Source organism: Pseudomonas sp. NBRC 111138 (assembly GCF_001320835.1).
GTDB lineage: Bacteria > Pseudomonadota > Gammaproteobacteria > Pseudomonadales > Pseudomonadaceae > Aquipseudomonas > Aquipseudomonas paracarnis.
This window is the reverse complement of record NZ_BCBO01000145.1, coordinates 21,320-35,129: the sequence shown is the minus strand read 5'-3', so window position 1 is coordinate 35,129 and position 13,810 is coordinate 21,320. Positions and strand designations below refer to the sequence as shown.

General features: G+C 60.2%; 9 protein-coding genes and 2 pseudogenes. 7 read left to right on the top strand and 4 right to left on the bottom strand.

Features of this window, described 5'->3' with window-relative positions:
• Positions 1 to 622, bottom strand: a 622-nt coding sequence (locus tag APH41_RS24975) for a hypothetical protein (protein WP_256220341.1), incomplete at its 3' end; no start/stop codon positions are given.
• A 329-nt stretch (positions 623 to 951) separates the two neighbouring features.
• On the opposite strand from APH41_RS24975, the gene APH41_RS24970 reads away from it, so the two are divergent.
• From APH41_RS24970 to APH41_RS24955, 5 genes and pseudogenes are all read left to right on the top strand, one after another.
• Complete coding sequence (locus tag APH41_RS24970) at positions 952 to 1,842, top strand: bestrophin family protein (RefSeq protein WP_003190542.1); 891 nt, start codon at positions 952 to 954, stop codon at positions 1,840 to 1,842.
• Positions 1,843 to 1,980: 138 nt separating this feature from the next.
• A pseudogene (locus APH41_RS29735) lies at positions 1,981 to 3,060 on the top strand (cache domain-containing protein); the annotation flags it as partial.
• A 327-nt stretch (positions 3,061 to 3,387) separates the two neighbouring features.
• Positions 3,388 to 3,924, top strand: a pseudogene (locus tag APH41_RS29730) (methyl-accepting chemotaxis protein); the annotation flags it as partial.
• Between the two features lie 290 nt (positions 3,925 to 4,214).
• A complete protein-coding gene (locus APH41_RS24960) occupies positions 4,215 to 6,623 on the top strand; it encodes a glucose/quinate/shikimate family membrane-bound PQQ-dependent dehydrogenase (RefSeq protein ID WP_054922108.1) in 2,409 nt (802 codons plus the stop codon).
• A gap of 57 nt (positions 6,624 to 6,680) precedes the next feature.
• Positions 6,681 to 7,943 (top strand): carbohydrate porin, encoded by a 1,263-nt coding sequence (locus APH41_RS24955; RefSeq protein WP_054895672.1) that lies wholly within the window; start codon positions 6,681 to 6,683, stop codon positions 7,941 to 7,943.
• On the opposite strand, the gene APH41_RS24950 is transcribed toward APH41_RS24955, so the two are convergent.
• The 3 genes from APH41_RS24950 to APH41_RS24940 form a co-directional block, all read right to left on the bottom strand.
• Positions 7,940 to 9,115: a XylR family transcriptional regulator gene (locus tag APH41_RS24950; protein ID WP_034127136.1), complete on the bottom strand. Its 1,176-nt coding sequence runs from the start codon at positions 9,113 to 9,115 to the stop codon at positions 7,940 to 7,942. The genes APH41_RS24955 and APH41_RS24950 overlap by 4 nt on opposite strands.
• Before the next feature lie 127 nt (positions 9,116 to 9,242).
• Positions 9,243 to 9,632 carry a hypothetical protein gene (locus tag APH41_RS24945; RefSeq protein ID WP_054895673.1) on the bottom strand — a complete coding sequence of 130 codons (390 nt, stop codon included), beginning with the start codon at positions 9,630 to 9,632 and terminating at the stop codon, positions 9,243 to 9,245.
• On the bottom strand, positions 9,629 to 11,044 hold the full coding sequence (locus APH41_RS24940) for a PAAR domain-containing protein (RefSeq protein ID WP_054895674.1): 1,416 nt from the start codon (positions 11,042 to 11,044) through the stop codon (positions 9,629 to 9,631). The genes APH41_RS24945 and APH41_RS24940 overlap by 4 nt, the downstream gene beginning before the upstream one ends.
• A 281-nt stretch (positions 11,045 to 11,325) precedes the next feature.
• On the opposite strand from APH41_RS24940, the gene xylA reads away from it, so the two are divergent.
• The gene (gene xylA / locus APH41_RS24935) at positions 11,326 to 12,642 is read left to right on the top strand and encodes a xylose isomerase (RefSeq protein WP_054895675.1); all 1,317 of its coding nucleotides are present in this window, start codon (positions 11,326 to 11,328) and stop codon (positions 12,640 to 12,642) included.
• A gap of 144 nt (positions 12,643 to 12,786) precedes the next feature.
• Positions 12,787 to 13,785 (top strand): D-xylose ABC transporter substrate-binding protein, encoded by a 999-nt coding sequence (gene xylF, locus APH41_RS24930; protein WP_054895676.1) that lies wholly within the window; start codon positions 12,787 to 12,789, stop codon positions 13,783 to 13,785.
• The last annotated feature ends 25 nt before the right edge of the window (positions 13,786 to 13,810 follow it).

The window sequence follows — 13,810 nt, the reverse complement described above, 5'->3', positions numbered from 1 at the left end:
CAGGGGCAAAGGCGTCGTTGTAGATCGCCAGCATCAACAGATGGCCGGCGTCGCGCTTCACCAGCCAGTAACATTCGGGCAGCAAGACATCCACCGTCAACTCGGCCGCGAGAATCATGGCAAAACCCTTGAAATAGAGCGCAAGGAACTCGCGGTCATCCAAGTCGCGCATCTGCCGGAACACTTCCCTTTCGGGATAGAGCAGCGCCAAAGACTCCGTGAGGGCGGTGAGCATCAACCGCGCTTCGCGGCAGGCTTCATCCGAAGGTGCATACACCCTGAAGCGACTGTCTTCGGGGTGCGGCGCAACCTCCATGAAACCCAAGGCCCGGAATAGCAAAAAAATCGATTCCAGGCTGTTTTTCGAACAATATTTGCGCGTTACGCACAAGGCTTTAACTTCTGCCAACAAAGGCAGCGGTGTAGAAAAGTATTGGCTCAATAATGCAAACGACACCATCAAGCGGCTGTATTTAAGGGCACTCTTGTAGAAAAACGGTCGTCTCGAATAGGGCACGAGCAGCACGTGGTAATGCGCTCTCATGCACGATTCAAAATCCTTATGACGTTCGAGCGCTTGCGCGGTATTACACATAGCCAACTTCAACGAACTGACACGCATGAAAGAGCCCTGATCATCCAACTTGATGCCACTGATCTCAGCTACGAAATCCCTGCAGCCCGGCCCCAAAACAAATCACTTCAAAAATCCTGCCATTAATGGCTTTTTGCCTCGAACGCAATGTACAGCGATTGCCGGACAAGACGTCATCAGTACCAAAGTTGTTCCACAGTCAGATGCCCTATGGCACACACTTACGCGCAACCTTTGGTTACATTCTCTCCGCCTGGCGGTTAGAGGACTAATCGATTCAGCACACTGCGAACCTTCCTTCCTCGGCGGCGTCGTAACAGGGGATTGTTGCCAACCGCCCGCCGCGAGGTTCTCGTTTGAAAGCTGCCCTTCTGAAGAAATACCGCCTGATCATCAAGACCATGGGCTATGTGGGCTGGGCGTTGTTCTGGCTGTTGTTGTGGGATGTGGCGGTGACGGTGGATTTCATGCTGTTTCTCACCGCCAAGATCAATTTGCCGCTGATGCCCCTGACCTTGCTCGGCTCGGCACTGGTGGTGCTGATCAGTTTTCGCAACAGCAGCGCCTACAACCGCTGGTGGGAAGCACGCACGCTGTGGGGTGCGATGGTCAACAACTCGCGCAGTTTTGCTCGGCAAGTGTTGACCCTGCTCGATGACGCCCCTGGTGAGGTGAACCCGGTGAAGTCGACGCTGTTGCGCCGTCACGTGGCTTACGTCAATTGCCTGGCTGCGCACCTCAAGGGCCAGCCGTGCCCGGAGGAAGTGCGAGCCTTTATCCCCGCCGAAGAATTTGCGCGCAACGGCGCCACCAATAACTTCGCCAATGACATCCTCACCGGCTCGGCCTCGTTGCTGGCGCGCGAATACCAGGCCGGGCGCCTGGACAGCATCCGCCTGGCGCGGTTGGAGTCGACCCTGGTGGACCTCTCCAACGCCCAGGGCGGCATGGAGCGGATTGCCAACACGCCACTGCCCTACCCTTACGTGTACTTCCCGCGGCTATTCATTTCGTTATTCTGCCTGATCGTGCCGGTGGGCCTGGTGGAATCGCTCGGTTGGTTCACGCCGTTGGCCTCCACGGTCGTGGGCTTCATGCTGCTGGCCATCGAACGCATCGGCACCGACCTGCAAAGCCCGTTCAATTCCAGCGAACACCAGATCCAGATGGAAAGCATCTGCGAAACCATCGAGAAGAACCTGCAGTCGATGCGCCGCGATGCCCTGGTCGGTGACCCGATCGCCTGATTCCCCCTCCTCAAGTGCCAACTCCCTCGGCCGATATACCGAGGGTACGCATGGCCTCGCCTCTCACAAAAACGCCTGCGACACGCAGTAGCCATTTTTCTCCCCTTGCCAAAACTATAAATACCCGCGGGTGAAGTCATGAATATCAAGCAGAAGCTGACATGGGCGTTTGCGGCCATCGCGTGCGTGCCGGTCATCCTGGTCGCCATTATCGTGGTGCTGAACCTGCGCGAGGGTGCGCTGGCCAACTTCCTCGACAGCAGCGGCCGCGAGATCCGCCAGATCGACAATGGCATGCAGCAGTTTTTCGACGGCATCAGCCAGAATGTCGACTTCGTCGCCAAAGACCCGCGTGTGATCGCGGCCAAGAACCTGAAGAACTACGCCGGCGCCGATGCAGCGCAAATTCCGCTGACGCCGACCAACACCGAACTGCTGGCGATTTTTGATCAGTTCGCCAAAAGCCACCCCAGTACCGCCTACCTGTCCCTGGGACTGAGCGATGGCGGCTACGCCAGTTGGCCGGACGACGCCAAGCTGACGCAATACGACCCGCGCACCCGCCCCTGGTACCAGGCCGCCATTGCAGCGCCAGGCAAGACCGTGCGCACAGGCGCCTACTACTGGGCCCCGGACGATGTGGTGCTGATCGGCACCGTGCGCACCGTCGCGGATGCCACGGGTAACGTCCTTGGGGTGGTTGGCCTTGACGTGTCGCTCAAGCAACTCACTGAGCTGGTGCGCACCATCAAGCTGGGCGACAGCGGCTACCTGATGCTGGTGGAAGCCGACGGCAACGTGCTGGTGGACCCCAGCGATGCCACGCACAACTTCAAGCCCCTGGCGGGCCTGGGCGCGAACTACGCCGAACTGGCCAAGCACGGCGATGGCGTGACCGAGGTGAGCATCGATGGCGTGGCCTACATGGCTAACGTGGTCAGTTCCAAAGACTTGGGCTGGCGCTTTATCGGCCTGATCAAGCGTGACGAAGTGATGGCCGGCGCCACCCGCCTGACGTGGTTGATCGCTGCGATCGCCGCCGTACTGGCCGTGGTGTTCGCAATCGTCGGTGCCAGTTTCGCCCGTGTGATCGTACGTCCGATTCGCGGTGTGGCCGACGGCCTGCAGGAAATCGCCGAAGGTGAAGGCGACCTCACGCGCCAGCTCAAAGTGCAAGGCAAGGACGAAACCGCCAGCCTGGCCGGCTGGTTCAACCAGTTCCTGAGCATGATCGCGCAACTGGTGCAGCGCATCGGCAACGCCTCCTCAGACCTGCAAACCGCCGCCGCCGACACCAGCGCCGTGGCCAACAATATGAACCAGGCCGCCGGCCGCCAGCGCGAAGCCGTGGAACTGGTGAGCACCGCGTTCAACGAGATGGTCGCCACCGCCAACGAAGTCGCGCGCTCATGCAGCGCCGCCGCCACGAGTGCCGATGAGGGCTATCGCGACGTGCACACCGGCCAGCAGCACATCGGCGAAGCCACCGGCAGCGTGCTCAAGCTCAGCGAAGACCTGCAAAAATCCACACAGACCATGCAGTTGCTCGAGCAAGACAGCCAGAACATCAACACCATCCTCGACACCATCCGCTCGATTGCCGAACAGACCAACCTGCTGGCGCTCAACGCCGCGATCGAAGCCGCCCGCGCTGGCGACCAGGGCCGCGGCTTTGCGGTGGTCGCCGATGAAGTGCGTGCACTGGCGCGTCGCACCGCCGACTCCACCGGCGAAATCGACAGCCTACTGGGCAACCTTGCCCGCCGCACCCAGGAAGTCACCCAGCAGATGCAAGGCAGCTTGCTGGTGTCCAACACCAGCGTGGAGCGCATCCAGCAGGCCCGTGACAGCTTTGACAAGATCCGCGGCTCGGTGGATTCGATTCGCGACCAGAACACTCAGATCGCCACCGCCGCCGAAGAGCAGCATCAGGTGGCCGAAGAGATCAACCGGCATATCGCGCAGATCCACGCCGACGCGCAGTTGGTGGAAGGCTTTGCGCATTCGGCGCAGACCGGTTCAGGGCGGCTGACTGATATTTCCGGCCAGCTCAATGGGCTGGTGGGGCGCTTCAAGTTCTGATGCCCGCCCAATAAAGGCAGCGCTGTACCGTGGCGAGGGAGCTTGCTCCCGCTGGACTGCGTAGCAGTCCCAGTCTTTTAAATTAAGAGCGGGGCCGCTTCGCGCCCCAGCGGGAGCAAGCTCCCTCGCCAAAGGGTACGCGTCGCAGGGTCCATCTAGGCCGACTCAGAGGCGGCCCTGCCCATCATCGCAGTACCTGCAACAGTCTATTGCAGGACTCAAATGTACTAACCGGTTACTTATCTTGCTAAAATCGCGTCTTTGCCCTCTCTCACTCGAGTCCATTCGACATGAAACGAGCATCGCGCGCCGCTGGCGTCTCTAGATTCTTACTCCTGGGCCTGGGCGTCGTCATCGCCCTGCTCGGCCTTGCGCTTGCCGTCGGCGGCGCCAAACTGGTCAGCCTGGGAGGTTCCTGGTACTTCCTGCTGGGCGGCGTGGTCATGGCCATCTCCGGGCTGTTGATTGCCCGCTGCAAGCCTGCCGGCGCCTGGTTGTTCGCCGCGTTTCTAGTGGCTACCGCCGTGTGGGCGGTGGCCGACGTGGGCCTGGAATACTGGCCGCTGTTCTCGCGACTGTTCATGTTTGCGGTGATTGGCGTGGTGGTCGCACTGGTGTATCCGTTGCTGGCTGGCAAACCGGCGCGGGGTGCCTATGGCGTCGCCGCCGTATTGGCGCTGGGCGTGGCGGTGGCAGCGGGCAATATGTTTGTCGCGCACCCCAGCGTTGCGCCCACCGGTGCAGGCCCGGGCGTCACCCCGGTGGCTGCGGCCGATGCGCAGAAAGATTGGGCCCACTACGGTAATACCGAAGGTGGCAGCCGTTTCGCCGCGCTGGACCAGATCAACCGCGACAACATCGACAAGCTCAAGGTCGCCTGGACCTACCACACCGGCGACGTGGCCATCAGCGACGGTAACGGAGCCGAAGACCAACTGACGCCCCTGCAGATCGGCAACAAAGTGTTTATCTGCACCCCGCACAACAACCTGATCGCGCTGGATGCCGACACCGGCAAAGAACTGTGGAAAAACGAAGTCAACGCCAAATCGGCAGTGTGGCAGCGTTGCCGGGGCATGGCGTATTTCGACGCCAGCGCGCCGATTGCCCAGCCGGCCCAGCCCTACAGCTCGCCGGTCCTGGCCGCCAGCGTGCCCGCCGGTGCGCAGTGCCAGCGTCGCCTGCTGACCAACACCATTGATGCACGCCTGATCGCCGTAGACGCCGACACCGGCAAGTTCTGCGAAGACTTCGGCACCCACGGTCAGGTGGACCTCAAGGCCGGCCTCGGCAATGTGCCGGACAGCTACTACCAACTGTCCTCGGCGCCGCTGATGGCCGGTACCACCGTCGTAGTCGGCGGTCGCGTGGCAGACAACGTGCAGACCGATATGCCCGGTGGCGTGATCCGTGGCTTTGACGTGATCACTGGCCAGATGCGCTGGGCCTTCGACCCAGGCAACCCTGAAGACAAGCAGGCCCCGACGGGCGACGCCACCTACGTGCGCAGCACCCCGAACAGCTGGGCGCCGATGTCTTACGACCCACTGATGAACACGGTCTTCCTGCCGATGGGCAGCTCCTCCACCGATATCTACGGCGTGGAGCGCACCCAGCTCAACCACAAATACGGCGCTTCGGTGCTGGCACTCGACGCCTCCACCGGTGCCGAGAAGTGGGTCTACCAGACGGTTCACAACGACCTCTGGGACTTCGACCTGCCGATGCAGCCAAGCCTGATCGACTTCACCCCGCCAGGCAGCGACAAGGCTGTGCCGGCCGTGGTCATCGGCACCAAGGCCGGGCAGATTTACGTGCTCGACCGCGCCACCGGCAAGCCGCTGACGGACGTGCAGGAAGTGCCGGTAAAAGCCGCGAACATTCCCAACGAGCCGTATTCCCTGACCCAGCCTAAATCCGTCGGCATGCCGCAGATCGGCGCGCAAACCCTCACCGAGTCGGACATGTGGGGCGCGACGCCGTATGACCAGTTGCTGTGCCGCATCGACTTCAAGGGCATGCGCTACGACGGCCTGTACACCGCGCCGGGCACCGATAAATCCCTGAGCTTCCCCGGTTCCCTGGGCGGCATGAACTGGGGCAGCATCTCCACCGACCCGGTGCACGGTTTTATCTTCGTCAACGACATGCGCCTGGGCCTGTGGATCCAGATGGTACCGTCGCAGAACAAGGCCCAGACCTCTTCCGGTGGGGAAGCGCTGAACACCGGCATGGGCGCCGTGCCGCTCAAGGGCACGCCGTACGCGGTGAACAAAAACCGCTTCCTGTCGGTGGCCGGCATTCCGTGCCAGGCGCCGCCATTCGGCACCTTGACCGCCATCGACATGAAGACGCAAAAGGTCGCCTGGCAAGTACCGGTGGGCACCGTTGAAGACACCGGCCCCCTGGGTATCCGCATGCACCTGCCGATCAAGGTAGGCCTGCCGACCCTGGGCGGTACGCTGTCCACCCAAGGCGGCCTGATCTTTATCGCCGGCACCCAGGACTTCTACCTGCGCGCCTTCAACAGCGGCAATGGCGATGAAATCTGGAAAGCCCGCCTGCCCGTCGGCAGCCAGGGTGGGCCGATGACCTACGTGTCGCCGAAAACCGGCAAGCAATACATCGTCGTCACCGCCGGCGGCGCACGCCAGTCCACCGACCGTGGCGACTACGTGATCGCCTACGCCCTGCCGTAACCGCCCTCTGTTCGCGCGGTGCTCCGGCACCGCGCTTTGTGTTTGGAAAGATCCCCCATGACCCCTACTCCTCATACCGCCTGGCGCCTGGCGCTGGGCCTGGCCTTTGCGGCCGCCCTGCCCGTTCAAGCCGACGACACCACCCTGACCGGCGACTGGGGCGGCCTGCGCCGCGAACTCGACGCGCAAGGTGTGCGCTTTACCGGTGACTACAGCGGCGAGACCGCCTACAACGCCCACGGCGGCCAGCACCGTTCGGCGCGCTATTCGCAAAATATCAAGCTCGGCGTGCAGTTCGACCTGGGCAAGCTCTACGGCTTCAACAACGGCGACCGCATCCAGCTGACCATCAACGACCGACGCGGCAACAGCGCCTCCGAGGACTTGGTGGGCAACCGCCTGCCGATCCAGGAAAACTACGGCGGCCTCTACACGCGCCTCACCGAGCTGAGCTACGAGCGCACGCTGTTCACCCCGGCGCTGAACCTCAAGCTGGGCTATATGGCCATGGGCAATGATCTCGGCGGCCTGGACAGCGGCATCCTGTGCAACTTCATGAACGCCGGCTTCTGCGGGCATCCGCTGAACATGTCCGGCGGCAGTGGCTGGGCCAACTACCCGAATGCGCACCTCGGTGCCCGGGTGAAATACGACTTTTCGCCCAACTGGCAACTGCGCGTGGCGGCGTTCAATGTCGACCCGTCCAGCAATGGCAACTCAAGCCGTGCCTGGCACCTGGGGCCCAAGCACACCACCGGCACCGTGGTGCCCATCGAGCTTATCTACAAGCATGCGGGCGCACTGCCCGGTGAATACAAGCTCGGTTATTACTACGACAGTTCCGATGTAAAACGCATTGGCAGCAACAAGGACGTCAGCGGGCGTGGCGGTCACTACCTCTTGATCGACCAGGCTGTGTGGGCCTCACAATCATCCCAAGGCCGTAGCCTGCACGCCTTCGGCCAGTACTCTGCCGCCAGCCAAGCGGCCTCGCCGTTCACCAAGTGGTATGGCGCAGGCGTGGTGCTGTACAAGCCGTTCGAAGGTCGCCCGCGCGATACCGTCGCCCTGGGCTATGGCCGCGCGGTGCCGAACCCGCGCAGCCGTGATGTGCAAGAGTTGGCCGCGTTCAATGCCGGGGAGTCCTACCCCTCAATCGACAGCGCCGAACAATTGATCGAACTCAGTTATGGCTACCAGGCCACGCCTTGGCTGACCTTGCGCCCGGATGTGCAATACATCATCGAGCCGGGGGCGTTTTCCGGTGAGAGCATCGACAATGCGCTGGTGCTGGGTTTGCAAGTCAAAGCGGTGTTCTAGCTCGCGCCCTGCTGATACTGACGTGGCGTACAGCCAAATTCGCGGCGAAACACCGTATGCAGGTACTGCGCAGAGGTGAAGCCGCAGCGTGCGGCAATGTCGGCTATAGCAAGGCTTTGGTTTTCCAGGCCCTTGGCGGCAGCGGCGAGTTTGAAGCGCAAAATCTCATCATGCACGCTGCAGCCACGCGCCTTGCGAAAATGCGCTTCCAGGGACGAGCGGGAAACACCGACATAAGCGGCGACCTGATCGGTCTTGATACCCTGGCAGGCGTACTGGCGGATAAACAACAAGGCCTGCATCACGTAAGGGTTGCCCAGGGGTTGATGCAGGCTGGAGGCTTGCACGTTAATGGCGTCTGGCGGCACCAGCACCTGCGTGCCCGTGCAGGGTTTGCCATGCAGCATCTGATGCAACAGCGCCGCAGCGGTACGGCCCATGGTCTCCGTGCCCTGGATCACCGAACTGAGCGGCACCCGCGTGAGGGTGCGGGTCAGCGGGTCGTTGTCGATGCCGATCAACGCCACCTCCTCCGGCACCGCAATACCTGCGGTCAGGCAGGCTTGCAGCAATTGCCGAGCGCGGGCATCGGTCACCGCGATAATGCCGATAGGCTTGGGCAGGCTGTGCAGCCAGGCAATCTGCTGCTCCACCGCGCTGTCCCACAACGGCGCACTGGTGCCCAGGCCGCGATACACCTCTACCTGCAAGCCATCACGCTGCATCAAGCGGCGAAAAGCTTTCTCACGCTCCTGGGCCCAGCGATTGGCCTGGGCTTCGGGCAGGCTGAAACAGGCAAACCGCGTCAACCCCGCCTCCACCAGATGCTCGTAGGCCAGCTTCATCAGGGCATGGTTATCGGTGGCCACATAGGGAATGCCCTTCGGGTACTTGCCCACATCCTCATAAGACCCACCCACCGCCACCACTGGAACCCGACTGCCGGCCAACGCCTCGCCAATCAGCGGGTCATCGAAGTCAGCAATGATCCCATCGCCCTGCCAACGCTCGATACCGCGCAGGCGGCAGAGGAAATCTTCTTCCAGGAACAGGTCCCAGGATGCGCGGGTGCTGCTCAGGTAGTTGCCGATACCGGCGATGATGCCGCGGTCGTAGATTTTGCTGCCGTTGAAGAGCAAGGCGATACGGTGAACGGGCGGTAGGGTTTTCATTGTTTTTGTCCTGGGGCCGGTCGGTGCAGATTAGGCCTGTGTACTACGCACGCCTAGCTACATTCAAATCGATGTCACGTCCTGGAAGCAGTCTGAGCATATCGGGCCTCAGGGAGGCCCGTTCTATCTACCTAAATTTTAAAACTATGAATACAGTTCCTAGCCAAACGCCAGTGCCAACTACCATTGCTAAATGTAGGTTCAGCAGGCGTTTTAGGTACGGAGGAAAGTTTTCATAATCGATAGGGCTCAAGTCACCAATGCGGATATATGTCCTCGGCATCGCTATCATCCCGGTGATTTTCGCCATCTCCAACAACGACCAAATATAGCCGCGCCTCCCCAGGCTCGGCCCCCAAAGATAAATATAGCGACTGTTTTTCAATGCCTCTTTTATCGCATCCAAATGTCGATGACTCAGGAACAAGCTGTACGCAATACTCACGAGTTCGAGCAGAAAAGGCCCGCCGGTAAAAATGATCGCAGCCCAGGGTGACCAAGAGTCAATACGGGTCATGGTTGAAAAGCCTCGTAAATTTTTTCCCCAATATAATCGCCACCCATCTCACCGAAAGTCGTACCTGCCCAGGCGCCGGCCCCGACTAAGGCCGCGACACAGACGACCCCTCCAAGCCCGCCGGTTGCCACTCCAATCCCCAAACAGATTGAACCACCCGCAATTTGACCCGTCACTCCACCCCAAATACCCCCCAATGTGGCTCCAGCGAATTTCCCCCCTTCAGTGAACTTAACCCTCTCACATGCAGCTCCAGAATCCCCGTTACATACCTGCTCAATAGCCAGCAACGAAGACACTCCCCCAAGTCCAATACCGATATAACCCCCTGCCTTCATGTACTTCGTGGCACGGCTGACCGCTTCCACATGAGCGGCATACCCCGGAATCTGCCCCGGCCCACCCGCCTTGTCCCAGTGATGCACCAAGCTGCGACTGGATATACCCAGGGCCGTTTTCAACTTGGGGTGATCGCCCAAGGTGGTCTGCCCGCGCAGGCGGGTGGAGTTGAGCAGATGAGCATCCAACTGATTCATAAGTCGCTGACGATCAGCGAAGAACTGCGGTGACCTAAGGTGTCCGTGCTGCCGATAGCTGTCCTGATGCAGGCGCTCCATGGCCTGCAGCGTTTCGCGCAGATTGCTCAGGTGTTTTTCCATCACCACTGCGCTGACGCCGAGCCAGGTTGAGGTTTGGCCGATGAAACCGGCGATCTCTGCACCGTGGCGATGCAGAAAGTCAGCCTCGTCCGGCGTCAGCTCATCCAGTGATGCGCTGACGTGTTGTGCAGCCTGCATCAGTTGAGCTTCTTCATACGAGCAGGAGGTGTTTTTCGGATCGCTGAGCACGATCATCGAACCAGCTTTGACGTAGCCTGTGTTGGGATTCAGCGATTGAAACTTGCGCATTACAGCCGTGTCGAGCGTCGGAAAAAGTGTGGCTTCCAGCGCCTCGCGGGTCATGCTTTTGGGCACGATATAAAAACCTGGCTCCTGACCTTGCACACCATTGGATGCCATTGATCCAACATGACCGGACGGCACGAAACCAGAATGACGTGGCGCTACAGTGTTTCGATTTACAGATGATGCGTTTGGTTGAGCTACTCGCAGGTTAATGGGCGGTTCTGCATGTTGGTTTTCATAGGTGGCCGAGTACACCGAAGGAATCAGCTCGGCTTTACAGGGACAGTCGCTGTAACTATCCAAAGTGCCGGACATAAGCCGACCATGGCTGTTTATGTGGGAAACGCCACCGACGATCTTATAAGTTTGCCCATCCTTGCCGCAGGTGACTCGGTCACCTTCGCACGCATGAAAAAGGCCATGTATGTTGACTCTCTTATCACCGTCCAGCACTTCCCCGCCGCAGGTGGTCTTGTCACCCAGTCCAATGAAATAACCTACGCTCATTTTTTTGCCTCTTATCCATGTTTTTTGGCCGTACTTCCCTGCTCGTCCCGATAAGAAAACTGACGCGTAACGCCTTCCGAGGTAAACGAGCAAGTGGCACACCAAACCTTGAAGAGGCATATCCCCACCGTAAAGTCAGACGTTTCTCTAAATCCTGTACTCCCTCAGCCGTTCTCAGCCCCTCACTCAAAATCGCACTCCCCTTTGGTGATTTTCATAATCAGCCGCCCAAGTGCCATTGCTAGTATCCAGACACCGCTCAGAACAATAAGGAAAAACCCATGCCGTACTTCCCCGGTGTCGAAAAGGTGCGCTTCGAAGGCCCTGCCAGCACCTCTGCCCTCGCGTTTCGTCACTACGACGCCAACAAGCTGATCCTCGGCAAGCCCATGCGGGAGCACCTGCGCATGGCCGCCTGTTACTGGCATACCTTTGTGTGGCCGGGGGCGGATATGTTTGGGATGGGGACGTTCAAGCGCCCGTGGCAGCGCAGTGGCGATCCGATGGAGGTGGCCATCGGCAAGGCCGAGGCGGCGTTTGAGTTTTTTTCCAAGCTGGGCATCGACTACTACAGCTTTCACGACACCGATGTGGCGCCCGAAGGCAGCACGCTCAAGGAGTACCGCAATCACTTTGCGCAGATGGTCGACCACCTGGAGCGCCATCAGGAACAGACTGGCATCAAGCTGCTGTGGGGCACCGCCAATTGCTTCAGCAACCCGCGTTTTGCCGCCGGGGCGGCGAGCAACCCAGATCCAGAGGTGTTCGCCTTCGCCGCCGCCCAGGTGTTCAGTGCAATGAATGCCACGCTGCGCCTTAAGGGCGCCAACTATGTGCTGTGGGGTGGCCGTGAAGGGTATGAAACTTTGCTCAACACCGACCTCAAGCGCGAGCGCGAACAGCTCGGGCGTTTTATGCGCATGGTGGTTGAACACAAGCACAAGATCGGCTTTACGGGTGACCTGTTGATCGAGCCCAAGCCCCAAGAGCCGACCAAACACCAATACGATTACGACAGCGCCACCGTGTTCGGCTTCCTGCATGAGTACGGCCTGGAACACGAGATCAAAGTTAACATCGAGGCCAATCACGCGACGCTGGCCGGGCACAGCTTTCATCATGAGATCGCCACCGCCGTGTCGTTGGGGATCTTCGGCAGTATCGACGCCAACCGCGGCGACCCGCAGAACGGTTGGGACACCGACCAGTTCCCCAATAGCGTCGAGGAGATGACCCTGGCCACCTACGAAATCCTCAAGGCTGGCGGGTTCAAGAACGGCGGCTATAACTTCGATTCCAAGGTGCGCCGCCAGAGCCTGGACGAGGTGGACCTGTTCCACGGGCATGTCGCCGCCATGGATGTGCTGGCTCTGGCCCTGGAGCGTGCGGCGGCGATGGTGCAGGACGACCGCTTGCAGCAGTTCAAGGACCAACGCTATGCCGGCTGGCAGCAGCCATTGGGCCAGGCGGTGTTGGCCGGTGAGTTCAGCCTGGAATCATTGGCTGAACATGCCTTTGCCAACGAGCTGAACCCGCAGGCGGTGAGTGGGCGCCAGGAGATGCTTGAAGGCGTTGTGAATCGGTTTATCTACACCTGACTGTGGCCAGAGATTGCTCCCGCTGGGGCGCGAAGCGGCCCCAAAAAATGGGAGTGCTACGCACTCCAGCGGGAGCAAGCTCCCTCGCCACAAAGAGGATCTTCACCTAGTGTCTTTCCAACAACAATAAAAGGACGCACCACCATGAAGTCATTCAAACCTGCCCTGCTCGCCGCAGCCCTGGCACTGCTCGCCCTGCCGGTGATGGCGGATCCTGCGCACCCCAAAATCGGTTTTTCCATCGACGACCTGCGCCTGGAGCGCTGGTCCCGCGACCGTGATTACTTTGTCGCCGCTGCGGAAAAGCTCGACGCCAAGGTGTTCGTGCAGTCTGCCGATGCCAACGAGCAGAAGCAGATTGCCCAGATCGAAAACCTGATCTCCCGGGGCGTCGATGTGATCGTGATCGTGCCGTTCAACGCCACGGTGCTGACCAATGCGGTGGCCGAAGCCAAGAAAGCCGGGATCAAGGTGGTGTCCTATGATCGCCTGATCCTCAATGCCGACATCGACGCCTATATTTCCTTCGATAACGAAAAAGTCGGCGAGATGCAGGCCAGCGGCGTGTTGCAAGCGGCGCCCAAGGGCAATTACTTCCTGCTCGGCGGCGCGCCGACGGACAACAACGCCAAGGTGCTGCGCGAAGGTCAGATGAAGGTGCTGCAACCGGCCATCGACAAAGGCGATATCAAGATCGTCGGCCAGCAATGGGTCAAGGAATGGAACCCCACCGAGGCATTGAGCATTGTCGAAAACGCCCTGACCCGTAACGACAACAAGATCGACGCTATTGTCGCCTCCAACGACGCCACCGCCGGCGGTGCGATCCAGGCCCTGGCCGCGCAGAAACTGGCGGGCAAGGTGCCAATCTCCGGCCAGGACGCTGACCTCGCAGCGATCAAGCGCGTGATCAACGGCACCCAGACCATGACCGTGTACAAACCGCTCAAGCTGATCGCTACCGAAGCGGCCAAGCTTTCGGTGCAACTGGCACGCAGCGAACAGCCGACCTACAGCTCGCAATATGACAATGGCAGCAAAAAGGTCGACACCATCTTGCTCACGCCGACGCCGTTGACCAAGGCCAACATCGATGTGTTGGAGAAAGACGGCTTCTATACCAAAGAGCAGATCGGCCTGTAGGTCCTGGCAGGCAGCCCGTGTCGCC